We start from the raw sequence: 23,763 nt of genomic DNA, 5'->3' as shown, positions 1-23,763 counted from the left end.
GCTTATCCTTTCTTTTGTATAGTAAGCGCGTCTGCAACGAGCGCTTGTTGTTCTTTAGTATGTACTGACATGTAACCACACGCTGGAGATGCCGACGCCTTACGCCCTGCGTAAGTCAATTTAGCACCCTGTGGGATTGCATCAATAAAGTGATGTTGCGAACAGTACCAAGCACCTTGATTTTGTGGCTCTTCTTGACACCAAACAAAATCAGTAACGTGTTGGTAACGTTCCATAATCGTGTCCATTTCTGCATGCGGGAACGGGTATAACTGCTCCACACGTACAATAGCAATGTTATCTTGCTCAAGCTTACGACGCTCTTGTAATAGTTCGTAGTAAACTTTACCACTACAAAATACTACGCGTTCTACTTTCTCAGGGTTAATATCATCGATTTCGTCGATCATATTGTGGAATACACCTTGTGAAAGTTCTTCAAGTGAAGATACCGCAAGTGGGTGACGAAGTAGTGATTTTGGTGTCATTACAATCAATGGACGTCGAAGTGGTCTAACTGATTGACGACGTAGCATAGCGTAAACTTGTGCAGGTGTTGAAGGAACACACACTTGCATGTTGTGATCGGCACAAAGCTGTAAAAAACGCTCTAAACGTGCAGAACTATGCTCTGGACCTTGACCTTCATAACCATGCGGAAGCAAACATGTTAAGCCACATAAACGGCCCCACTTTTGCTCACCAGAGCTTAAGAACTGGTCAAATACGACTTGTGCACCATTTGCGAAGTCACCAAACTGGGCTTCCCAAAGGACTAATGATGTAGGTTCAGCTGTTGCATAACCATATTCAAAAGCAAGTACCGCTTCTTCTGATAAAACAGAATCAAATACTTCAAAAGTACCTTGGTCTTCACTTAAATTTTGAAGAGGTAAGTAAGTTGAACCATCCGACTGGCTATGTACTACAGCATGGCGGTGGAAGAAAGTACCACGCCCTGAGTCTTGGCCAGTTAAACGTATATCTGTGCCTTCAGAGGCAATTGTTGCATAAGCAAGTGTTTCTGCCATACCCCAATCTAGTGGTTTTTCGCCACTTGCCATAAGCTTACGGTCATCGTAAATCTTTTTAACACGAGACTGTGCTTTATATTGCTCAGGGAACTGCGCAACTTGTTCGCCAAGTGCTTTTAGCTTATCTACCGGTACGCTTGCGTCGTACTCAACATTCCACTCATGGCCAACATATTTTGCCCAATCAGATGAGTGCGAAGTTTCTGGCTGAATTTCTTCAACAACACAGTTACCTTCATCTAAGCCGTTACGGTATTCATCAGCTAATGCTTTAATTTCACTCTCAGTGAATGAGCCTTCAGACATAAGTTGATCAGCGTAAATTAAACGCGGAACCGCATGCTTTTTAATTTTTTGGTACATAAGAGGCTGTGTTGCATTAGGCTCATCAGCTTCGTTATGACCATGGCGGCGATAACATACTAAATCGATTACTACGTCACGTTTAAACTGGTTTCTAAAATCAAGTGCAAGTTGTGTAACAAATGCAACGGCTTCAGGGTCATCAGAGTTAACGTGGAAGATTGGTGACTGAACCATTTTAGCAATGTCAGTACAGTAATCTGTAGAACGTACGTCGTCTTGTTTTGAGGTTGTAAAACCAACTTGGTTATTTACAACAATACGGATACTACCACCACATGAGAAGGCATTTGTTTGCGACAAATTAAATGTTTCTTGTACAACACCTTGGCCTGTAATCGCTGAGTCACCGTGGATAGTAATAGGTAATGCTTTGCTACCTGAACTGTCACCTAAACGGTCTAAACGTGCTCTTACTGAGCCCATAACCACAGGATTAACAATTTCTAGGTGAGAAGGGTTAAACGCAAGTGCCATATGAACATTGCCACCTTTGGTCGCAAAGTCAGATGAATAACCCATATGGTATTTAACGTCACCAGAGCTTAACGTGTCTTTGTGTTTACCAGCAAACTCATCGAATAATTCAGATGGGTTTTTACCTAACACATTAACTAGTACGTTTAAGCGACCACGGTGGGCCATACCAATAACTGCTTCTTTTTGCCCGCTTTCGCCGGCACGGTGAATAAGTTCTTTAAGCATAGGAACTAACGCATCACCACCTTCAAGTGAGAAACGCTTAGCACCAGGGAACTTTGCACCTAAATATTTTTCAAGACCATCTGCTGCGGTTAATCCTTTAAGGATACGCAGTTTTTCTTCTTTAGAAAAAGTAGGTCGTGATTGAACAGATTCTAAACGCTGTTGTAACCAACGCTTCTCTTCTGTTGATGTGATGTGCATATACTCAGCACCAATAGAACCACAATAGGTGGTTTTAAGTGCCTGGTATAGTTCACCTAAAGGCATAGTATCGCGGCCTACGGCAAACGATCCTACGTTAAATTCGCGGTCAAAATCAGCTTTAGATAAGTCGTGGTATTCTAGCTCTAAATCTCGAACACGCTCTCGTTGCCAAATGCCTAATGGATCTAGGTTAGCATTTTGGTGTCCTCGAAAGCGGAAAGCATTAATAAGTTGTAGTACTTTAACCTGTTTAAGGTCACCGCCACTACCCTCTGCTACCACTACCTCTCTATGCTTGTTTTTAGCAAGCGCCGCAAACTGTGAACGAACTTCTGAATGCTTTACTTCAACATCCACACCATCTACTTTTGGTAATTGTTCGAACACTTCTCGCCATTCTTCTGGCACAGAAGTCGCATCATCTAAATACGCTTCATAAAGCTCTTCTACATAAGCAACGTTGCCGCCGTTTAAATGTGAAGATTCTAGCCATGCCTTCATCACACCTTCGTGCATTTATAAGCCCTTTTCTTTAGCGCAGAAATTAATAGTTGTCATAACAAGATGGCTAATAAAAATATTAGCCATCTTACGTTACTAAGTGATTAAACCGCGCGGTTTAATAACATAGATTTAATTTGTCCAATTGCTTTGGTCGGGTTGAGACCTTTAGGACAAACGCTAACACAGTTCATGATACTGTGGCAACGGAACACACTGAACGCATCGTCTAAGTCTGCTAAACGTTCTTCAGTTGCCGTATCGCGGCTATCAGCCAAGAAACGGTAAGCATGAAGAAGGCCTGCTGGACCAATGAACTTGTCTGGATTCCACCAGAACGAAGGACACGATGTAGAACAACATGCACATAAAATACACTCGTAAAGTCCATCTAATTTATCACGTTCTTCAATAGATTGAAGACGCTCACCAGCCGCTGGCTGATCGTTAATTAGGTATGGTTTAACTTTTTCGTACTGAGTGTAGAACTGACTCATGTCAATAACAAGGTCACGTACCACAGGTAAGCCAGGTAAAGGACGAATTACAATAGTACCTTTGCCGCCTTTTTGCAGCGTAGATAATGGTGTAATACATGCTAAACCATTTTTACCATTCATGTTAACGCCATCAGAGCCACACACGCCTTCACGACATGAGCGACGGAATGATAATGTTGGATCTTGCTCTTTTAATAATAAAAGTGCATCCAATACCATCATGTCCTGACCTTCCTCTGTTTGCAAAGTATATTCTTGCATACGAGGTGCGTTATCAACATCCGGATTGTAACGATAAACTGAAAATTGTACTTGTGCCATCGTCTCGCTCCTAGTAGGTACGTGCTTTAGGTGGGAACGCTTCACGCGTCTTAGGCGCGTAGTTTACGTCACGCTTGCTCATTTCATCCGTTACCGGATTGAATACTGAGTGACATAACCAGTTTTCGTCATCACGATCTGGGTAGTCAAAGCGAGAGTGTGCACCACGGCTTTCAGTACGGAAGTTTGCAGCTACTGCAGTTGAGTAAGCTGTTTCCATTAAGTTGTCTAGTTCAAGACATTCGATACGCTGCGTGTTGAAGTCTGATGATTTATCATCAAGACGTGCATGCTGCAGACGTTCACGAATTTCTTTAAGCTCTTTAAGACCTGTCGCCATAGACTCACCTTCACGGAATACCGAGAAGTTAAGCTGCATACATTGTTGTAGGTCTTTTTTGATTTGAACTGGGTCTTCACCTTGGCCAGCCGTTGAATTTTCCCAACGGTTAAAGCGTGCAAGAGACGCGTCAATATCAGATGCTGTCGGTGCTTTAGTAATTTCAACTTCGTTTAGGTATTTACCTAGGAAGTTACCCGCAGCACGGCCAAATACAACTAAATCAAGTAATGAGTTACCACCTAGGCGGTTTGCACCATGTACAGATACACAGGCAATTTCACCTACTGCAAATAAGCCTTCTACTACTTTTTCGTTGCCGTTAGCATCGATTTGTAGCGCTTGACCATTTACGTTAGTTGGAACACCACCCATCATGTAGTGACAAGTTGGTATTACTGGAATTGGCTCTTTAGCAGGGTCAACGTGTGCGAAAGTTTTAGCAAGGTCACATACGCCAGGTAGACGTAAGTTAAGCGTTTCTTCACCTAAGTGGTCAAGTTTCAGCTTAAGGTGTGGACCCCAAGGACCATCACAGCCACGGCCTTCACGGATTTCAGTCATCATTGAACGTGCTACAACGTCACGAGACGCTAAGTCTTTAGCGTTTGGTGCATAACGTTCCATGAAGCGTTCGCCATCTTTATTTAAAAGATAACCACCTTCACCACGACAACCTTCCGTTACAAGTGTACCAGCGCCTGCAATACCCGTTGGGTGGAATTGCCACATTTCCATATCTTGCATAGCAACGCCTGCACGGGCTGCCATACCAACACCATCACCCGTATTAATGTGAGCATTGGTTGTTGATGCGAAAATACGACCAGCACCGCCGGTTGCAAGTACAACAGCTTTTGATTTGAAGAAAGTGATTTCACCTGTTTCAATCTCAATTGCTGTACAGCCTACTACATCGCCATTGTCGTTTTTAACTAAATCTAGTGCATACCACTCAGAGAATACATTAGTTTGGTTTTTAACGTTTTGTTGGTATAGAAGGTGTAATAAAGCGTGACCAGTACGGTCAGCTGCTGCTGCAGTACGTGCAGCTTGTTCACCACCAAAGTTTTTCGATTGACCACCGAAAGGACGTTGGTAAACACGGCCATTTTCAAAACGAGAAAATGGTAAACCCATGTTTTCTAATTCAGTAATAGCTTCTGGGCCTGTTTGACACATGTATTCGATAGCGTCTTGGTCACCGATAAAATCGGAACCTTTAACGGTGTCGTACATATGCCATTCCCAGTTGTCTTCGTGTGAATTACCTAGCGCTACTGTAATACCACCCTGTGCAGATACAGTGTGTGAGCGTGTTGGGAATACTTTAGATATTAATGCACACGTTTTGCCAGATTCGGTAATGGCAAGAGCAGCGCGCATACCAGCACCACCTGCACCAATTACTACGGCGTCAAATTCACGAACAGAATATTTCACTTAAACACCCCATAAAACGATTAGACCAATAGCTACGTAAGCAACGGCCATCAGGTTTAATACAAAGCCTAAAACAGCGCGTAGTTTAGCGTTTTTAACGTAATCCGTTAAAACTTGCCAAAGGCCAATGCGGGTATGAACCATCATGCATACAAGAGTAATAAGTGTAAAACCCTTCATTGCTAGATTAGAGAATAGGCCTGTCCAGGCTTCGAAAGTGACTTCTGGCGTTGCTAAAAAATAGCCGATAATAAAAATCGCGTATGCGGTGATTACTAGTGCCGTGGTACGTAAAGATACGAAATCTTGTACACCATCACGTTTAAGAGTTGCTTGATTTAAGACCATATCCACACCCCTGCCAGTACGGCAAATACAACGCCAAGTGCCATTGCAATTTTAGCGCTAAGGTTACCTGATTCAAGTTCTTCCCAGTGGCCCATATCCATAATGATGTGACGGATACCACCAATAAGGTGATAACCCAATACAGAAAGTGTGCCCCAAGCTATGAATTTGGCAATGAATCCGCTAAACAGACCCTTGACGAATTCAAAACCTTCAGCTGAAGAAAGAGACTCAGACCAAGCCCAAATGACAAACGTTAAAGCAAAAAATAATGCAACACCGGTGACGCGGTGAAAGATTGATGCTTTAGCCGTTGCCGGCATAGATATAGTTGTTAGATCTAGATTTACAGGTCTTTGCTTTTTCACAGTTACTTGCCCATCTTGCTCACATTGGAGCTCATCTACTTGTTTTTCTAAAACCCACCAAAATTTCTGGTGGAACTATCAAAGTAAACGTGTCAATACAGCAAAAGTTCACAAATCTGCAAAAATTACGCTGTAAAAATATGTTTACCTAAATACAAAGCGGTTTAAAACCTCCGATAGTATATATACCCAAAGGTTGTTTTACAATTCTTGTTTAGTTAGAGACGTTTGCGAATTAGCCGATAGTATAATATTTAATTAATACCGAATATTTATTATACATATATGCATAATGTTTATAAAAATTGACTTTAACCCCCTCTTTCACGTTAAAATGCGAAGATGTGCTTAAAACAAGATTTCAGAACTTTAAAAATCTAAAAATCAGAATAGATATCTTAATAGGAGATACATAGATGGCAGATAAAAAAGCCACAGTCCATATTGATGGACTAGATCCAATCGAACTTCCAATTTATCAAGGCACTGCTGGCCAAGATGTGATCGACGTACGTACGTTAGGTTCACACGGTCACTTTACTTATGACCCAGGTTTCATGTCGACTGGCTCTTGTGAATCTGCAATCACCTACATTGATGGTGGTAAAGGTGTATTACTTCACCGTGGTTACCCAATTGAGCAATTAGCTGAAGACTCTAACTACATCGAGCTTTGTTACTTACTATTAAACGGTGAGTTACCAACTAAAGAGCAATACGATGCATTTGCAAAAGAAATCACGCATAACACCATGCTTGATGAGAAAATTGCTAACTTTTTCCAAGGTTTCCGCTTCGATGCTCACCCAATGGCAATGCTATGTGGTGTAGTAGGCGCATTATCTTCTTTTTACCACGAAGATCTTGATATTACTGATGCAAGCCAACGTAAAACAAGCGCTATTAAACTTGTCGCTAAATTACCGACTATTGCAGCTATGGCGTACAAAACAAACATTGGTCAACCGTTTGTTTACCCACGTAACGATTTAAGCTACGCAGAAAACTTCTTACACATGATGTTCTCTGTACCGGCTGAAGAATTCAAAGTTAACCCTGTTACAGCTAAAGCAATGGATAAAATCTTCATGCTTCATGCTGATCATGAGCAAAACGCTTCAACGTCAACAGTACGTTTAGCTGGCTCTTCAGGCGCTAACCCATATGCATGTATTGCAGCGGGTATCGCATCTCTTTGGGGCCCTGCTCACGGCGGTGCTAACGAAGCATGTTTAAACATGTTAGAAGAGATTGGTTCTGTTGATCGTATTGATGAGTACGTAGCAAAAGCAAAAGATAAGTCTGATCCGTTCCGTCTTATGGGCTTTGGTCACCGTGTTTACAAAAACTTCGACCCACGCGCTACAGTAATGCGTCAAACGTGTCACGAAGTATTAGAAGAGCTTAACATTCAAGATCCGCTTCTTGATATTGCAATGAAGCTTGAACAGATTGCCCTTGAAGACCCATACTTTGTAGAGAAGAAACTTTACCCTAACGTTGATTTCTACTCAGGTATTATCTTAAAAGCGATTGGTATTCCAACAAGCATGTTCACTGTAATTTTTGCAATGGCACGTACTGTTGGTTGGATCACTCACTGGGATGAGATGCTATCTCAACCTGGTCATAAGATCAGCCGCCCTCGTCAAATGTATACTGGTTACACTCAACGTGACTTCGTATCAACTGACAAGCGCTAAGCTTAGTTAGTTAAAAAAGGCCGCTTTTGCGGCCTTTTTTGTGTGCTTTGCTTGTCAATTTTATGAAACCGATTACAATTCCTGCCTAAATTTATAGATGTTGAATAGCCATGCCTTCTCAAGAGTTTGATATAACAAAAATCCGCAACGACTTCCCTACGTTAAACCAAACCCTTAATGGCAACCCTTTAGTATATTTAGACTCTGGCGCAACCTCGCAAAAACCACAAAGCGTTATTGATGCAACGTCTCGTTTTTATAATTTAGGCAACGCAAACGTTCACAGAGGCCGCCATACTTTAAGCGAGCGCGCTACAGAACAATATGAAGCAGCAAGATTAAAAACAGCGGATTACTTTAACGTAAATGCTAAAGAAATCGTCTGGACAAAAGGCGCAACAGAGGCGCTAAATTTACTTGCTCATGGCCTACAAAGGCAAATTACTGGTGAAGATACGGTTTTAATTACACCCCTTGAGCACCACGCTAATATTGTACCTTGGCAGGTATTAACGCAAAATACCGGGGCTACGCTATCTGCACTCCCCCTTGAGCAAAATGCGACGTTTAATATAGCGCGCTGTATAGACATGATCACGCATACTAAAGCAAAGGTGCTGTGTATCAGCCAAGCGTCTAACGCATTAGGTAATATTACCAATTTAGGCCCATTAATAACTGCAGCGAAAGCAGTCGGCACGTTAGTTGTTGTTGATGGCGCACAAGGAGCCATGCATTTACGCCCTAATTTAAAGCAGCTTGGATGCGATTTTTATGTATTCTCAGCGCATAAAATGCTTGGCCCTACGGGTGTAGGGGGCTTATATGGTCGCTATGAATTACTTAATGCGCTTACCCCGTATCAAACGGGTGGTGAGATGATAGATACTGTAACGCTTGAAAAAAGCACCTACAGAGACGCTCCTGCTAAATTTGAGACCGGCACCCCAAATATAGCCGGCGTCATTGGCTTCAGTGCAGCAATTGATTATTTATCAGCCCTAAACATAGAACAGTTACAGCGCCATGAGCAGGCTATTTTTAATTATGCAGCTACACAGTTGAGTAAAATTAACGGTATTACTATTTATAGCGACCTAAACAACAATATTGGCACCCTTAGTTTTAATTATAAAAGTGAACACCCTTACGATTTGGCAACTTTGCTTGACGGATTTGGTATTGCAGTACGCAGTGGACACCATTGTACGCAACCATTAATGCACCATTTAGGGGTAAAAGGCACTGTTCGAGCAAGCTTTGCATTTTATAATACCCACCAAGATGTTGATAATTTCATCAATGCCTTGAAAGAAACGATTGAATTATTAGACTAATTTAGGATAACTCATGACAAATACGTTTAAAAACGTAGTAAAACCTATACAACAGGCGCAATCTTGGCAGCAAAAATATCGCGAAATAATGCTTCTGGGCAAAACACTTCCCGCTTTAGCGGATGTACTTAAAACCGATGACTCACTGGTGCCAGGGTGTGAGAGCAAAGTGTGGATGTTTATGGAGTTTGACGATAGCGAGAATCGTTTAGTGGTTATTGGCGACTCAGACACTCGCATTGTAAAAGGCTTATTAGCGATAATTTTAGCGCTTTATAATGGCTTAACACCTGAAGAAGTCGTGAATATTAATGCGTATGACGAATTTGAAAAGTTAGGCTTAATTAAACACCTTAGTGCATCTCGAGGGAACGGAATAAAAGCCATGGTCGAGGCAATTCAAAGCATGGCAACTAACAAGCTCAATTAAACTATTGAGCTTGTTGTAAACGCTGTTTTTTATCTAAATATTTACGTACCGCTTTAGCCGCTACAAAAAAGCCAAAACTTCCGGTGATCATAGTTACCGAGCCAAACCCGTTATTACAATCCATATTCATTGTACCATCAGCATTTTGTTTAGCGTGGCATACACTGCCATCACTGCCTGGGTAAACAAGTTGCTCAGTTGAGTACACACAATCAATATTAAATTTGCGTTTAGGGTTGTTACTAAAATTATATTGTTTGCGTAAAATATAACGCACTTTAGCAAGTAGCGGATCTTGCGTGGTTTTAGCCACATCACCAAATGTTATTTGGCTAGGATCAGTTTGCCCACCCGCGCCGCCAGTAGTAATAATAGGCATTTTATTGCGCTTACAATGAGCAATAAGCGCCGCTTTTTCTTTAACTGCATCAATACAGTCAATAACGTAATCAAAACCTTGAATATGCTCACGAATATTTTCAAGAGTAATAAAGTCATCTATCACAGTTACTTTACACGCTGGGTTTATCAGTTCGCAGCGACTTTTCATTGCATCTACTTTGGCTTGGCCAATACTGCCGCTAAGTGCATGAATTTGCCTATTTACGTTCGTCGCGCAAATATCATCTAAATCAATTAAAGTGATTTTACCCACGCCTGTACGTGCTAAAGCTTCGGCGGCCCAACTTCCTACACCGCCTATCCCCACTACACAAAAATGGGCTTGTTGTAGCCAGTCAAATTGTTGGTTACCGTATAGGCGTTTGATCCCGCCAAAACGAATATCTGTTACTTTTTCGCTCATTTACCAATCCAGTTGCCATGGCGATTGCCATGCTTGAAATTCTTGATGATTAATTAATTGCTGGTACTCATCACCCGTAGTAGGTAGCAAAGAGCAATTAATTTGCTCCCCATGCCATAAAAAACTTAACGCATAGGCATGAAGATACGCCCGCTCAGCTGCGGTGCCACTATAAAGTGTATCGCCTAAAATTGGCGCCCCTAAACTTTTTAATGCCACTCTAAGTTGGTGGGTTTTACCCGAATACGGCTTTAAAATATACGCTCTAAACCCCGGCTTATAACTAAAAGAATAAAAGCGGGTAATGGCCGGGTTTTGCAGGGTCGGTAAAAGCTTAAACATGCCCCTGCGAGACTTAGCCATATCACCTTTTATCCACCCTTGCTTTTTTTTAGGTTTAGCATTGCTTATAGCTAAATAAAACTTGTTTATTGCGTGCTCAGTAAAAAGAGACGTAAATTTAGCAGCGGCTTCTTTATTGCGACTAAGAATAATAAGGCCAGATGTCACTTTATCAAGGCGGTGAACAGCAAATAATTTTTCGCCAGTTTGCTGCTCAGCTAATACCACAAACCCTTTTTCACCTTCTGAGTGAAAATTAAGCCCCGCTGGTTTTTCAAATATATAAAAATCAGCGTGGCTAAATACTATGGGTAATTCACTTTTAACCATTATTAGGCTTGCTTAGCTTTTAGGTAGGCAATCACTTTTTCTAAATCCTCGGCCGTATCAACCCCTGCATGTGGTGTTACTTTGGCCTGCTCAATTTTAATAGCGTAACCATGGTACAACACTCTAAGTTGCTCTAGCGACTCAAGTACTTCAAGCGGCGATACACTTAGCTCAATATACTGCTTAATGAAGCCCGCACGATAAGCATATATACCCACATGGCGCTGAAAAGGCGTTATATCTAACACACTGTCGTTATTTAACATTGCGCTTCTATCAAACGGAATATTGGCCCGCGAAAAGTACAACGCATTTTTATTAATATCACTAACAACCTTCACGGCATTAGGATTAAATACTTCGTCTTGCTCTTCAATGGCTACACTTAATGTTGCCATTGGCGCGCTTGAATTATTTAGTAAAGTGGCAACTTGCGATACGTTTTCGCTGGCAAGTAATGGCTCATCGCCTTGTACATTTACCACCAGGGTTTCTGCGTCTAGCTTAAGTAGGTCAACAACCTCTGCTAAACGTTCAGTACCCGATTGATGATCTTCTCGCGTCATCAGCACATCGTTTGTGAACAATTTAACAGCATCAAAAACTTTTTGATGATCGGTTGCAATAACCACTTTACTTGCACCTGACAAACACGCTTTTTCATACACGTGTTGAATCATAGGTTTACCGCATATGTCAGCTAATGGCTTGCCAGGCAAACGGGTAGACGCGTAACGTGCAGGTATAACAACTACGAATTCCACTTATCAACCTCATCTTGAGATAGCTCGCGCGCTTCATTTTCTAAAAGTACCGGTATATCATCGCGTACTGGGTATGCAAGTTTAGCTGCAGTACTGATAAGTTCTGCATTTTCTTTATCAAAACGAAGCTTTCCTTTACACACAGGACAAGCAATTATTTCAAGTAATTTTGTATCAAAGGCCATTGAGGATCCCTTTTTGTTTTAATAATAAATCTAATTTATGTATTACAGCGTCTGTAGGTTTTGCATTTACGGGTAGGTAATACCAAGTATCTTTTGCAAAGTCTTTACATTTTACTGCATCTTTTTCTGTCATTAATACGTTATCATCATTAAATTGAGTAAAATCAGCCATGCTATAAGCATAGTGATCTCGATAATGATGAGTCGAAAGCAGCTGAATATTTTGACCCTTTAATGAATCTTCAAAACGTTGTGGGTTACCAATGGCACTTACCGCATGGCCTTTTTCAATGGTTTTATTCACAGGGGTATTGTTAGCAACGTGTTTAAGTGCACCAGTTTGCAAAACGTAGCTAAGGGATTCATCTCCCCCGTTTTCAATCACTAAATCAACGCTATTTAATCTGTTTGTGGTTTCACGTAGTGGCCCTGCAGGCATAACAAAGCCATTACCAAATCGCCTTTGGCTATCAACAATGCAGCACTCTATATCGCGCGCCATTTTATAATGCTGCATACCATCATCTGAGATTATGACATCCACACAAAATTGCTGCTCTAATAATGTAATGTTGGCTTTTCTATCGGGTCCGACAACAAGCGGACATTTTAAGCGATTAAATAAAAGTATTGGCTCATCACCGGCTTGTGCACTTGTTACACCGCGCTCTACCACCAGCGGGTAGCTGTTGGCTTTACCGCCGTAGCCTCGGCTGATAATGCCCACTTTTAGGCCTTGCTCTGACAAGTATTCGTAAAGCCATAACACAAATGGCGTTTTGCCATTTCCACCTACACTTATATTGCCCACCACAATCACTTTAGATTTAGCTTTAAAAGGCGTGGCAAAGCCAACTTTAAAAAACCATTTCCTAATGCTTGAAATAAACCAAAAAAGCGCAGCTAATGGCAGTAAAAGTAGCGTTATAAAACTAAATGGTTTATACCAGCTTTGCTCTATTTTACTCACCCGTGCTCACCAAACTGCATTTTACATAGAGCTGAATAAGTACCATCTTTAGCTAATAAACTCTGATGATCGCCACTTTCAATCACCCGACCACCATCAATAACGTATATTTTGTCGCTGTTCTCAATGGTTGAAAGACGATGGGCAATGACTATAGACGTTTTGTCTTTCATAAGGGTATCAAGAGCTTGCTGAATTAGTTTTTCAGACTCTGTGTCTAAGGCTGAAGTTGCTTCATCTAAAATTAAAATAGGTGCATCTTTTAATATAGCACGAGCAATTGCTATACGTTGACGTTGACCACCAGAGAGCATCACCCCGTTTTCACCGACCATGGTATTGAGTTGCTCAGGTAGGTCTTTAACAAATTCCCACACGTGAGCTTGTTTAACCACCTCTTCTAATTGCTGCGGTGTTATTTCGCGGCTTATACCATAACAAATATTATTGGCAATTGTGTCGTTAAACAACACAACTTGCTGAGATACTAAGGCAAACTGGCGGCGTAAATCAGCCAGTTTATATTTCTCAAGCGCAACGCCATCTAATAAAATTTCACTTGGTGCTTCTAAATCATAATAACGCGGTAATAAGTTAGAAATAGTCGATTTACCCGAGCCTGAGCGCCCTACAAGCGCGATGCTTTCACCGGCTTTTATACTTATTGATAGGTTATTTAAAACAGCTTCATCTTTAGTTGGGTATTTAAAGGTAACGTTTTTAACCTCAATTTCGCCCTTCACCTTATCTACGGTGTAAGTACCTTTGTCTTTTTCAATTTCTTCATCTAAAACTAAAAAAATACTTTGCGCTGCAGAAATACCGCGCTGCATATCACTGTTCACGTTTGCTAATTGTTTAAGCGGGCGTAAAAGCATCATCATAGAAGAAATGAGTACCATAAAATCGCCAGAGCTGATCGTATCTATCATTGAAGGCATAGATACAACCCACAAAATAACAGCCATTGCACTTGCTGCAAGCACTTGAATTACCGACACGCTTAACGCTTTAGTGGCATCCATTTTAATACGTTGCTGGCGATTATGATTATTGATTTTTGAAAACTGGTCGATTTCTTGTTTTTGCCCACCAAAGCCATGAATAACTTTGTGTCCACTTAGCATTTGCTCAGAGCTACGGGTGACCTGCCCCATTGCAGACTGTATATTTTTTGAAATATGGCGAAAGCGTTTAGACACAAACGTTACAATAATTGCCACTAATGGAATGATCACTAAAAAAATCAGCGAAAGCTGCCAGCTGGTATAAAACATAAGGGCAAGTAGAAAAACGACAAAAGCGCCTTCTCTTACAACAATTAACAGTGCTTTGGTGATTGCTTGCTGAACTTGTTCTGTATCAAAAGTAATTTTTGAAATTAAATCACCTGTTGAGTTTTTATCATGAAACGAAACAGGCAAATGTAATATGTGTTCAAATAACTGCTGGCGTAACGAACGAACTACTTGCGAGCCTACATAGCTTAGGCAATACGAAGACATAAAATTAAACAGGCCACGCCCTATTACCAGCGCAATTACCACAAATGGGGCATAAGCTAGCACTTCGTTATTACGTTGGTTTAGACCTTCATCAATAAAGGGTTTCATTAATTGAATAAATAAAGCATCCATACCCGAATAGCCGATCATTCCAATAATAGCGACGAAGGCAACGCTTTTATAATCACCAACGTAAGAAATCAACCGTTTATAAATTTGTGTAGTACTTTGACTCATATTACTCTCGTTATACAATTACAGCCCTTATTGTATCCTTCAAACCGTTAAAACTAAACGTCAATCTTCTATAAACCAATAACTTTCGTGTTTGCGCGCCGTTGTCACTTTAAAGCTATCTTGATAAATACTTACCGTAATTTGCCCATCAAGTGCCGTAACATATTGTTTAGCATTTATTGCTTTGTAGCGCGAAACCACTTTTTCACTGGGAAATTGCCATTGGCCTTGAAAAGCTGTTGAGTGAATAACCGTATGCGGATTTACATGGTTGATAAATTCCGTGCTTGAAGACGTATCGCTGCCATGATGAGGGCTTAAAATCACATCGGCTTGTAATGAGTGAGTTTTAATAAGGCTCATCTCACGTGCTTTAGAAATATCACCCGTTAATAACATAGTAAGTTGGGGTGATTTGATTAAAAGCACACACGAATTATCATTTTCGTTATTAAATGTGCTATCAGCAAAGCTGCTAATGCGCAATCCATTAAAGTTATAATCTAAAGACATACACTGTGTGGTTATGCCATATGGGTGAAAACGCTTAAAGCTTTCACCATACCCTGCATTAATAAAATGTGCTGCGCCCCCTGCATGGTCGTTGTCTTGATGGCTTATTATTGCATCACTGACGGTTAAGTTATGTGTTTTTAAATAGGGAATTAACACACTGTATGTACGGCTAAAACGGTTAAAATAACTCGGGCCAAAATCGTAAACCAGCGCTTGATTGTCTTTTTCGAGTAACGTCATTAATCCGTGCCCAACATCAAACACATGCAATTGCCAAAGAGGTTTTGGTGAATACAGATAATCTATTAATGTAACGCATAGAGGAATGAGTGCTAAACGTTTAAAGGGACTAAACCAAGCGATTAATATGCATAGATAAGCTGCGACTAAGTACAATGTACGCGGTTTAGCTATATCTAACCATCTGTAATGCCAAGGGATTTCATCCATATACTTAAACAATGTTATAAGTACACTATCGAATAATAAAATGACGGGCGTTATATCTACCACAGTACTTATTATCGTAAATAGCAGCAAAAGCGGCATGATCGCCACGCTTAATAATGGAATTGCCAATAAATTAATAACCAACCCAGCAATACTTACCCCATTAAAATAAATAAGGGTAATAGGCAAAAGCCCAATAAATAAAGCAAGCTGAATAATACACAGCGCTATAAACACGCTAAGCCAATTATATTTAATTTTAGGAAGGTGCTTTATAACAAGGAAAATAATTGCAACCGCAATAAAAGAAAAATATAAACCTGGGTTTAAAACATTAAAAGGATTGATGAGTAATACAGCGACTAAAGCATATAGAATGCTTCGCCAGCGCAGTGGCTGTTTGGCAATAAAGTAAAGACCTAATACACAACTCAACATAATAAATGCGCGAGTCGCTGAGAGTAAAAATTCACTTAAATAAACATATATAAATGCCGCTAACCAGCCGATAAAACAATAAATAATAGTTAAATTAATAGACTGCAATACATTAATTTTAAGGATGTATGCTATGTACTTACTCAGTAAATAAAAACTGCTGAATATAAGCCCTATGTGCAACCCTGAAATGGCTAATAAATGGCTGAGCCCTAAACTTTGCATAGTTTGTTTATTTTCGAACGACATCAGTGATTTATCACCACTAAGCAATGCATAATAAAGCCAGTTAAGCGCTGTGTTTTGATAGGTGTGTTTTAAAAATACCCTGTATTTATAAATTATTGAAGGTGAAGCCGCGTTAGTAATGCGCAATTGCTTATTAAGTACTTTGCCTTTAAATAATATGCGTTGTTTAAAGGCATGCACATTATTATCAAACACACCGATATTTTTAATTGTTCTGAATTTTTTCAGCGCTATTGTTGCCTCAAAAGTATCGCCCTGTTTAATAAGCTGTGCAGAATCGACACTTAACATGGCTTTAGGTGCTTTAAATTTGTATATTTCATCCCCATTTAACTTTAATAACGTTGCTTTTATATACTGTGGTTGCTTTGCAGAGATAACGTCATCAACGAGAATTGTGGCAGGGTAAGCATAGTTATTTTTATCATTTGGCAATGTATAGCTATAAAACAGGTAAAAGTGCACAACAATGCAGCAAATAGCTAAAATAAACCCTAACAAAACATTCAAAAACGGCTTAAAATAGGCGCTCGCAATAAGGACAGATATTGTGATGACTGTAAATTCATGGGTTTGATAATAAAATACGGTTGAAATACAACCTATTACAAATCCAAGACTAATCCACACTGAAGTAAATGGTTGCTTGAAATGCCTAAGAAAACGATCCAACGATTTTTACCTGATCCTAATAAAATTAGGCATCATAAAACACTTAGAATATTCGGCCGCCTATTACAAGACGCCAACCTATGGCATTTAAACAGACGCTCGGCAAGGGGCGCATTTGCGGTTGGTTTATTTTTTGCGTTCATCCCTGTTCCTTTTCAAATGGTTTTAGCCGCTGCGGCAGCTATTGTATTTAGAGTTAACTTACCTATTTCTGTGGCATTAGTGTGGCTTACCAACCCACTGACTATGCCGCCAATATTTTACGGCTCATACCTTGTAGGTACGCTTGTTTTAAATCAACCAGAGCAGCATTTTGCATTTGAAGCCAGTTGGGCATGGTTCTTAGAAAGCCTTTCTACCATCGGTCCTGCATTTTTAATTGGCTCACTGGTGTGCGCTTCTGTTGCCGCTATTATTGCTTATTTAGGTATTGATATTATTTGGCGACGCTCTGTGCGCAAAGCCTGGTTAGCACGAAATACTAATACGTAATAAAGCCAACTATTAAAGTACTAAAATAGAATGACTTAATGAAGCAAATTGAGATAACTAATTAACGCCAGCACTTTATTATAGACGAAAAAAAACCAACTTTTATAAGTTGGTTTTTTTATGAAAAGCGTTAAGCTTAAAACCTAAATACTCTGCGTAAGCCCACTAGCGGCAATAATAACAGTGTGTACCAAGGGAAGCTTGCTGAGCTTCTTTCATAAAGCTCTTCTTCTATAGGTGTACAGTCTTCTACTTCACCATCAATAGGTGTTAGCTTTACTGCAACAGCAACACTTTCGTACTCAATATTACCTTCGATATCGGTTTCTACATTACCAAAGGTATCGCGCTTTTCAACGGTTTTGGTAGCTACACCAAAAATCTCATTGTCTTCATTAATGACTTTCGCTTCAGCCATTGTGTAGGCGTAGTCTGTTTCACCATCTGTTTCATAACAAGGTAGTAAATCGTTTAAATTGGTAATTTTATCGTCACCAATTTTATATATAAACGCTTCTTTACGACGGCTGTTTTCAGATGTACCTACCTCGCCTTCACCAACAACATAACCTTGGTTATTAATATCATTACCATAAGCGCTTGAGCTATTAAAGTAACCGGTAGGGAAAACGGTATTGCCAGTACTTATATCATGATAGAAAAACTGATCACGGATCGTGGTTTCAATACGCTTTGATGCATAACCAACAATTACATCGTTGTCATTGACAGCAAGCGCTTTGCCAGAAAGCCAATCATCTTCTTGGTCTATAAAATTAAACACGTCACCATTTTTAAAATAAACAGGCATTGTTAAAATAGTGTCGTCATTTTTATAGTAACGAGCATTTGAAGAGCCCACCACTGTGCCATTATTATTTAGCGCAAGAGCGGTACTTGTAAAAGCAAAGTCATCATCTTCTTCTGGCGTTAAGGCAAGGCCTAGTATTTCAGTAGAAGTGATATTAAATGCTTCATCAAGCTCCCATTTTACCGCGCGCTCATCAAATACGCCGGTGGTTACACTTGAATTTAATAATTCCACACAGGTATTGGTTGGCTCGTCTTCGTTATCACAGTTATCTTCAATATTATCAAGCCTGTCTTCAGGAATACCTGTTGAAACATAACCAACGACAGTGTATCCGTCATTTGTTTTAACAATATCGTTAGCTCGGCTAGTACCGCCGTAATCGTCAAAGTCTGGAACTAACTCAACCTTTTGCGTTCCATCTTCAGAAATAACTATTCCGCGCTCAATAAAGTCATGGGTAAACCATGTTTCTTCTTCATCTTCATCATCTGGCGTAAATAAAACTTTATCATATGGAGCTGCACTCCAACCAACGCTCACGCCATCTTCGCTTACCGCATTATAAAAGTTACTAACCGAACGCGTTAAACCATCGTAATCTACCGACTCTTCATCAAACAGTATTTGCTCAGTCACTATGCCATCGTCAAACTTAATACCAACTACCGAGCTTAACTTTTGGTACTCGTAATCCGTTGGTCTGCCAGCTAAAAAGCTAACCATAAATGAATGCGCATCGGCGTTATTAAAAACCGCATCGTTATTTTCTATATCATCAAGTGTAAAAGTAATTTCTTTATCACTTAGCTCAAAGTTGTACTCTTCACTATCGTACGCATTTTCAATAACGCTTTCGGTAAAGTCGATATAGCTAATATCGATTGGTAAATTATACAATCCGTTGGCAGTACCAATAATGTGCCCGCTTTCGCTTACGTCAGTCACGTAAGAATGTTTAGCGCCGTCAAGAGTACCTAGTTCTGTTAATTCATAGGTTGCACTTAATGCAGATGTACTCAATGTCGCTAAAATACTGGCAGCGAGTAATTTATATTTCATTTTAATCCTTACTACTGATTCTGTAATTCTTCAAGTTCTTCCCAGCGCTCAAACGCGGCTTCAAGGTCAGACTCAAGTTTTGCTAAATGGTTCAATGCATTAGTGGTTACGTCGCTATCTTGTTTGAAAAAGTCAGGATCGCTCACTACAGCTTGCTGCGCTTCTACAGCGGCTTCAAGTTGTTCCATTTTATTGGGTAGTTGCTCTAATTCAAGTTTTAATTTGTAAGAAAGCTTAGTGCTTTTGTTTTCAGGCTTTGTCGCGGCTACAGGCGCAGGTTTAACGTCTTTTTTTGGTGCTTGTTGCTGTTTTTCCTGCTCGGCTAAATAGCTTAAATAAGCTTGGTAATCGGTGTAACCCCCTACCATATCAGTTATTTTGCCATCACCTTCAAACGCCCATACACTACTACACGTATTATCAATAAATTCACGGTCATGGCTTACTATAAGCACAGTACCCTGATACTGATTAATAATTTCTTCTAGTAACTCTAATGTTTCAATATCCAAGTCATTGGTTGGCTCATCGAGTACTAAAATATTTGAGGGTTTTAAAAATAGCTTTGCAAGTAAAAGCCTGTTTTTCTCACCACCAGAGAGTGCTTTTACAGGTGTACGCGCACGTGCCGGTGGAAACAAAAAGTCTTGCAGGTAACCAAGTACATGACGAGAACGCCCGCCCATCATTACCTCTTGTTTACCTTCGGCAACGTTATCTTGAACAGTGGCCTCTTCATCAAGCTTTTGCCTATATTGGTCAAAGTAAGCAAATTCTAAATTAACGCCTTGTTTAACATGGCCGCTATCGGCTTCTAAATCACCAAACAGCAATTTAAGTAAGGTAGTTTTACCAATACCATTTGGGCCTACTAAGCCAATTCGGTCACCGCGCATAACAAGGGTAGAAAAATCATTAGCAATCACTTTATCTTTAAATGCATGACTAAGGTGTTTTGCCTCAAACACTAGCTTGCCGGATCTATCAGCCGTTTCAATATTAAAATCGGTTTTACCTACTTGCTCTACACGGGCTTTGCGCTCAACACGTAGCTGTTTAAGTTCACGTACACGGCCTTCGTTGCGGGTACGACGGGCTTTAACACCTTGGCGTATCCAGGCTTCTTCCTCTGCTAAACGCTTATCAAAAAGTGCATTTTGTGATTCTTCTACTTTTAAGTCATGCGCTTTTTGTTCAAGGTAGGTCGCGTAATCACCAGGGTAAGAGATAAGTTTACCGCGGTCTAAATCTAAAATACGCGTTGCAACAGCACGGATAAACGCACGGTCATGCGATATAAATACAATACCGCCTTTAAATTCTTTTAAAAACTGCTCTAGCCATTTAACACTGTCTACGTCTAAATGGTTTGTTGGTTCATCAAGTAACAATAAGTCAGGCTCACTCACAAGTGCACGTGCTAAGGCAACTTTACGCAACCAACCACCTGAGAGCGATTCTAATTTAGCATCTGGGCTAAGCTCTAAACGCGTGAGTACTAATTGAATACGCGAATCAAAACGCCAACCGTCACACGCTTCTAAATCGTTAGATAAACGCTCAAGCTTATTTAGCAGTTTGTCGGTACAATCGGTTTGTAACTGTGTGCTTACATGATGATAATCAATCAGCAAATTAGCAATATCAGGCATACCCTGTGCTACATAGTCGAATACTGAGCCATTTGCTCCTTTAGGAGGATCTTGCTCTAAGCGAGATATTTTGATCCCGCCAAGCTGGTTAATTTCACCATCATCTAAAATAACTTGGCCATCTAGTACTTTTAAAAGTGTAGATTTACCCGCCCCATTTCGCCCTACAATACAGACGCGCTCACCGCTTTCTATCACTGCATCAGCATCATCAAGTAATGGGTGCGTACCATAAGCTAACTGCGCTTTTTGTATTCTAATTAAATCCATAAATACTGCTCTTTTATTCTTGCGCTAAAAATTCATGCACTGTTTGTGCATCAAACGGCCAGTACAAATGGTGGCCGCTTTTGCTCTCAAATACGGGAATACTTAACTGAAAACGCGCTATTAGCTGCTCATCAGTGAGTATATCAATTAATTTAAGCTCACTACTTTTATCCAAAACCGATAATAAAACCTGCTCGGCTTGCTCACATAAATGACAGCCATCGGTGTGGTATAAAACATAATTAGCCATGGGTAATTAACCAACTGTTGTGTATTTTTTTATTACGTTTAAAATCAGGTGATAACGTTTTTTCTGAAATATTTTCAGCTTTTAACCCTAAGCCCATCAAACCTACTTCATCCATTACAAAACCGCGTTTGTTATTAGAAAAAATTAATGTACCCGACGGACTCAAGATTTTTTTAACCCAAGTAAGTAATTTTATATGATCGGTTTGCACATCAAACGCGTCTTTCATTCGTTTAGAATTAGAAAACGTAGGCGGGTCTAAAAAGATTAAATCGTATTGGCCTTGAGCGTATTCTAGCCATTTTAAACAATCAGCTTGCTCAAAACGGTAGCGAGTATTGCTAATATCATTTAGCGCAAAGTTATCTTGGCCCCACTTAAGGTAGGTTTTTGATAAATCAACGGTGGTAATTGCTTTTGCACCACCTAATGCCGCGTGCACAGAGGCTGTACCGGTGTAGGCAAATAAGTTTAAAAAGCGTTTGTCTTTTGCATTTTGCTGAATATAACGACGTGCTAAACGATGATCTAAAAACAGCCCAGTATCGAGGTAATCAAACAAGTTTACTTTAAACTTAGCGCCAAACTCTTCCACCACCATAGTGCGGTTTTGTTTAGCCATTGGGGTGTACTGCTCTTCCCCTTTTTGTTTTTTACGCACTTTAACGGCAATGTTTTCAGGCGCTATGTTTAGCTGCTGTGCAGTTAAGCTAATCACATCTTGAAGACGCTTTTCAGAAGTTTTTTCGTCAATTTCTTTAGGTGCTGCGTATTCAAAAATAACAGCAGAGTCGCCGTAAATATCAACCGCTACGTTGTACTCAGGAATATCAGCATCGTATACGCGATAAGCTTGTACTTCGTTTTGTTTAAGCCAATTTTTCAGGCCTTGTTTGTTCTTTTTCAAACGATTTGCAAACGACATTGAGCCTTCAAAATTAAGAGCCGGTTTGTCATCGCTTGTCAGGCTTACCTGTTTATCATCTAACTGGTATAAATTTAGTTCTACATCTAATGGGCCGTTTTTAAATTTATAACGCTTTTGTTTAACCAGTTTTAACAGCTTAAATAGGCTTTCATCCATGCCTAGTAAGGCAAGCTTCCAATGATTAAAGTGCTTTTTAAAACCCACGCCCATGCTGCGGTGTAAATTTACCAGCTCAGCCATAGAGCCAATACGTTCGCCGTACGGTAAGTTAGAAATAACCACCCCGGGTAATTTAGCAACAGAGGTAAGCTTAGTTGCATCACTTTGCTTAAACTTAATAACATTACCCAGCTCTGCACGCTCGGCATTGGCAATGGCTTTATCAAGAACTTGCGCATCGTAATCGTGGCCAATTAACCACAATTTAGGATCGGTAATTTGCTCAATTAATTCTTCGCGAAGTTGTTTAAATTTTGCCGCTCTAAAACTAGGTAAACGCTCAAAAGCAAACCCTTCTCTAAATAAACCAGGTGCTTCGTTTCGCGCCATGCCCGCCGCTTCTATTAAAATAGTGCCGGCACCACAACATGGGTCAAATAAAGGCTGATTTACATTTTCAAGCCAACCACTGCGTTTAATAATCGCGGCCGCTAAGTGCTCTTTAATAGGGGCTTTACCTTGGCCTTGGCGATAACCGCGCTCAGACAAACGAGGTCCCGAGTAATCAATGTACAATGCCACACCATGGCGGTTTAAACGCGCCACAACACGCACATTGGCATCTTGCTTATCTACATTTGGGCGTTGTTCGTATAAATCGTTAAAGTAGTCAACAATCGCATCTTTAATTACCAAGCCTGAAAACTGGGTATTTTTTAAAGAGTCGTTGGTACCATTAAAATCAACGGCAAATGTTTGGGTAGGGCCAAACCATTCTTGCCATGGCTGAAAACGAGCAAATTTATACAGGCTATCTTTATCATTAACGCCTTCTTTTTCTTCAATAAGCATCAGCACACGTGTTGCGTAACGAGTTGATAGACAAACCTTTTGCGCCAATGTTGAATCTGCCTCAAAGCGAACAGAACCCACAGTTTGTTTAGACACGACGGCGCCTAATTCTGTTAGTTCATCAACAAGTAAATTTTCGATTCCGATAGAAGTAAGTGCGATAAATTGCAAAGTAATAACCCTTAATAGCTAATTGCGCAGGATTATAACATAGGTTGGCTGACAAA

20 protein-coding genes are annotated in these 23,763 nt (G+C 40.2%); 4 read left to right on the top strand and 16 right to left on the bottom strand.

The genetic code is table 11. From position 1 onward, the window contains the following. Nucleotides 1-2: 2 nt before the first annotated feature. From MTF64_RS06395 to sdhC, 5 genes are all read right to left on the bottom strand, one after another. On the bottom strand, nt 3-2,822 hold the full coding sequence (locus MTF64_RS06395) for a 2-oxoglutarate dehydrogenase E1 component (RefSeq protein WP_004586681.1): 2,820 nt from the start codon (nt 2,820-2,822) through the stop codon (nt 3-5). An 89-nt stretch (nt 2,823-2,911) separates the two neighbouring features. Further along, a complete protein-coding gene (locus MTF64_RS06390) occupies nt 2,912-3,628 on the bottom strand; it encodes a succinate dehydrogenase iron-sulfur subunit (protein ID WP_004586682.1) in 717 nt (238 codons plus the stop codon). 10 nt (nt 3,629-3,638) lie between these two features. Continuing rightward, on the bottom strand, nt 3,639-5,411 hold the full coding sequence (gene sdhA, locus MTF64_RS06385; protein ID WP_004586683.1) for a succinate dehydrogenase flavoprotein subunit: 1,773 nt from the start codon (nt 5,409-5,411) through the stop codon (nt 3,639-3,641). After that, the gene (gene sdhD / locus MTF64_RS06380; protein WP_004586684.1) at nt 5,412-5,759 is read right to left on the bottom strand and encodes a succinate dehydrogenase, hydrophobic membrane anchor protein; all 348 of its coding nucleotides are present in this window, start codon (nt 5,757-5,759) and stop codon (nt 5,412-5,414) included. After that, nucleotides 5,750-6,127: a succinate dehydrogenase, cytochrome b556 subunit gene (gene sdhC, locus MTF64_RS06375; RefSeq protein ID WP_084554498.1), complete on the bottom strand. Its 378-nt coding sequence runs from the start codon at nt 6,125-6,127 to the stop codon at nt 5,750-5,752. The genes sdhD and sdhC overlap by 10 nt, the downstream gene beginning before the upstream one ends. Nucleotides 6,128-6,543: 416 nt before the next feature. Between sdhC and MTF64_RS06370 the strand changes: the two genes are divergently transcribed. The 3 genes from MTF64_RS06370 to MTF64_RS06360 all read left to right on the top strand — a co-directional run bounded on the left by MTF64_RS06370 (nt 6,544) and on the right by MTF64_RS06360 (nt 9,597). Further along, complete coding sequence (locus tag MTF64_RS06370; protein ID WP_138611481.1) at nt 6,544-7,830, top strand: citrate synthase; 1,287 nt, start codon at nt 6,544-6,546, stop codon at nt 7,828-7,830. Nucleotides 7,831-7,940: 110 nt separating this feature from the next. Beyond that, entirely contained in the window at nt 7,941-9,167 is a 1,227-nt protein-coding gene (locus tag MTF64_RS06365; protein WP_248450927.1) for a SufS family cysteine desulfurase, read from the top strand. Nucleotides 9,168-9,180: 13 nt separating this feature from the next. Next, entirely contained in the window at nt 9,181-9,597 is a 417-nt protein-coding gene (locus MTF64_RS06360; protein ID WP_248450926.1) for a SufE family protein, read from the top strand. Nucleotide 9,598: 1 nt separating this feature from the next. Here the strand turns inward: MTF64_RS06360 and tcdA are convergent, their stop codons facing one another. Genes tcdA through MTF64_RS06325 form a run of 7 tightly spaced genes read right to left on the bottom strand, consistent with a single transcriptional unit; the run spans nt 9,599 to nt 17,060 of the window. Next, nucleotides 9,599-10,402 (bottom strand): tRNA cyclic N6-threonylcarbamoyladenosine(37) synthase TcdA, encoded by an 804-nt coding sequence (gene tcdA, locus MTF64_RS06355; RefSeq protein WP_248450925.1) that lies wholly within the window; start codon nt 10,400-10,402, stop codon nt 9,599-9,601. Next, the gene (locus MTF64_RS06350; RefSeq protein ID WP_248442252.1) at nt 10,403-11,074 is read right to left on the bottom strand and encodes a TIGR01621 family pseudouridine synthase; all 672 of its coding nucleotides are present in this window, start codon (nt 11,072-11,074) and stop codon (nt 10,403-10,405) included. It lies immediately after the preceding gene. A gap of 2 nt (nt 11,075-11,076) precedes the next feature. Then, on the bottom strand, nt 11,077-11,838 hold the full coding sequence (gene kdsB, locus MTF64_RS06345; protein ID WP_248450924.1) for a 3-deoxy-manno-octulosonate cytidylyltransferase: 762 nt from the start codon (nt 11,836-11,838) through the stop codon (nt 11,077-11,079). Further along, complete coding sequence (locus tag MTF64_RS06340; protein WP_004586692.1) at nt 11,826-12,023, bottom strand: Trm112 family protein; 198 nt, start codon at nt 12,021-12,023, stop codon at nt 11,826-11,828. Before MTF64_RS06340 ends, kdsB begins: the two co-directional genes overlap by 13 nt. Beyond that, nucleotides 12,013-12,993, bottom strand: a complete 981-nt coding sequence (gene lpxK, locus MTF64_RS06335) for a tetraacyldisaccharide 4'-kinase (RefSeq protein WP_248450923.1) — start codon at nt 12,991-12,993, stop codon at nt 12,013-12,015. Before lpxK ends, MTF64_RS06340 begins: the two co-directional genes overlap by 11 nt. Then, nucleotides 12,990-14,735 (bottom strand): lipid A export permease/ATP-binding protein MsbA, encoded by a 1,746-nt coding sequence (gene msbA / locus MTF64_RS06330; protein WP_248450922.1) that lies wholly within the window; start codon nt 14,733-14,735, stop codon nt 12,990-12,992. Before msbA ends, lpxK begins: the two co-directional genes overlap by 4 nt. A gap of 60 nt (nt 14,736-14,795) precedes the next feature. Next, a complete protein-coding gene (locus MTF64_RS06325) occupies nt 14,796-17,060 on the bottom strand; it encodes a DNA internalization-related competence protein ComEC/Rec2 (RefSeq protein WP_248450921.1) in 2,265 nt (754 codons plus the stop codon). On the opposite strand from MTF64_RS06325, the gene MTF64_RS06320 reads away from it, so the two are divergent. After that, a complete protein-coding gene (locus MTF64_RS06320; RefSeq protein WP_024033538.1) occupies nt 17,040-17,552 on the top strand; it encodes a DUF2062 domain-containing protein in 513 nt (170 codons plus the stop codon). The genes MTF64_RS06325 and MTF64_RS06320 overlap by 21 nt on opposite strands. A 136-nt stretch (nt 17,553-17,688) precedes the next feature. On the opposite strand, the gene MTF64_RS06315 is transcribed toward MTF64_RS06320, so the two are convergent. From MTF64_RS06315 to rlmKL, 4 genes are read right to left on the bottom strand one after another with little or no spacing between them, the layout of a single operon-like run. Then, nucleotides 17,689-19,425 carry a DUF3466 family protein gene (locus MTF64_RS06315; protein ID WP_004586697.1) on the bottom strand — a complete coding sequence of 579 codons (1,737 nt, stop codon included), beginning with the start codon at nt 19,423-19,425 and terminating at the stop codon, nt 17,689-17,691. Nucleotides 19,426-19,436: 11 nt separating this feature from the next. Next, nucleotides 19,437-21,347 (bottom strand): ABC transporter ATP-binding protein, encoded by a 1,911-nt coding sequence (locus MTF64_RS06310; RefSeq protein ID WP_029772627.1) that lies wholly within the window; start codon nt 21,345-21,347, stop codon nt 19,437-19,439. A 13-nt stretch (nt 21,348-21,360) separates the two neighbouring features. After that, nucleotides 21,361-21,597, bottom strand: coding sequence for a glutaredoxin family protein (locus MTF64_RS06305; RefSeq protein ID WP_024033535.1), 237 nt, complete (start codon nt 21,595-21,597; stop codon nt 21,361-21,363). Continuing rightward, complete coding sequence (rlmKL, locus tag MTF64_RS06300) at nt 21,590-23,707, bottom strand: bifunctional 23S rRNA (guanine(2069)-N(7))-methyltransferase RlmK/23S rRNA (guanine(2445)-N(2))-methyltransferase RlmL (RefSeq protein ID WP_054982571.1); 2,118 nt, start codon at nt 23,705-23,707, stop codon at nt 21,590-21,592. The genes MTF64_RS06305 and rlmKL overlap by 8 nt, the downstream gene beginning before the upstream one ends. Between the last annotated feature and the right edge of the window lie 56 nt (nt 23,708-23,763).

Origin of the sequence: Pseudoalteromonas sp. 2CM41L, from assembly GCF_023161905.1 — a bacterium.
In the GTDB taxonomy this organism is placed as follows: domain Bacteria; phylum Pseudomonadota; class Gammaproteobacteria; order Enterobacterales; family Alteromonadaceae; genus Pseudoalteromonas; species Pseudoalteromonas atlantica.
The sequence above is the reverse complement of the archived record's forward strand: the minus strand, read 5'-3'. Positions and strand labels throughout refer to the sequence as shown.

Bases quoted from the DNA above. Each gene is read 5' to 3' on its own strand.
- MTF64_RS06340 (WP_004586692.1), bottom strand. From the start codon at position 12,023: ATGGCCTTTGATACAAAATTACTTGAAATAATTGCTTGTCCTGTGTGT.
- MTF64_RS06395 (WP_004586681.1), bottom strand. From the start codon at position 2,822: ATGCACGAAGGTGTGATGAAGGCATGGCTAGAATCTTCACATTTAAAC.
- sdhD (WP_004586684.1), bottom strand. From the start codon at position 5,759: ATGGTCTTAAATCAAGCAACTCTTAAACGTGATGGTGTACAAGATTTC.
- MTF64_RS06320 (WP_024033538.1), top strand. From the start codon at position 17,040: ATGCCTAAGAAAACGATCCAACGATTTTTACCTGATCCTAATAAAATT.
- MTF64_RS06315 (WP_004586697.1), bottom strand. From the start codon at position 19,425: ATGAAATATAAATTACTCGCTGCCAGTATTTTAGCGACATTGAGTACA.
- MTF64_RS06350 (WP_248442252.1), bottom strand. From the start codon at position 11,074: ATGGTTAAAAGTGAATTACCCATAGTATTTAGCCACGCTGATTTTTAT.
- MTF64_RS06360 (WP_248450926.1), top strand. From the start codon at position 9,181: ATGACAAATACGTTTAAAAACGTAGTAAAACCTATACAACAGGCGCAA.
- msbA (WP_248450922.1), bottom strand. From the start codon at position 14,735: ATGAGTCAAAGTACTACACAAATTTATAAACGGTTGATTTCTTACGTT.
- MTF64_RS06370 (WP_138611481.1), top strand. From the start codon at position 6,544: ATGGCAGATAAAAAAGCCACAGTCCATATTGATGGACTAGATCCAATC.
- MTF64_RS06390 (WP_004586682.1), bottom strand. From the start codon at position 3,628: ATGGCACAAGTACAATTTTCAGTTTATCGTTACAATCCGGATGTTGAT.
- MTF64_RS06365 (WP_248450927.1), top strand. From the start codon at position 7,941: ATGCCTTCTCAAGAGTTTGATATAACAAAAATCCGCAACGACTTCCCT.
- MTF64_RS06305 (WP_024033535.1), bottom strand. From the start codon at position 21,597: ATGGCTAATTATGTTTTATACCACACCGATGGCTGTCATTTATGTGAG.
- MTF64_RS06310 (WP_029772627.1), bottom strand. From the start codon at position 21,347: ATGGATTTAATTAGAATACAAAAAGCGCAGTTAGCTTATGGTACGCAC.
- tcdA (WP_248450925.1), bottom strand. From the start codon at position 10,402: ATGAGCGAAAAAGTAACAGATATTCGTTTTGGCGGGATCAAACGCCTA.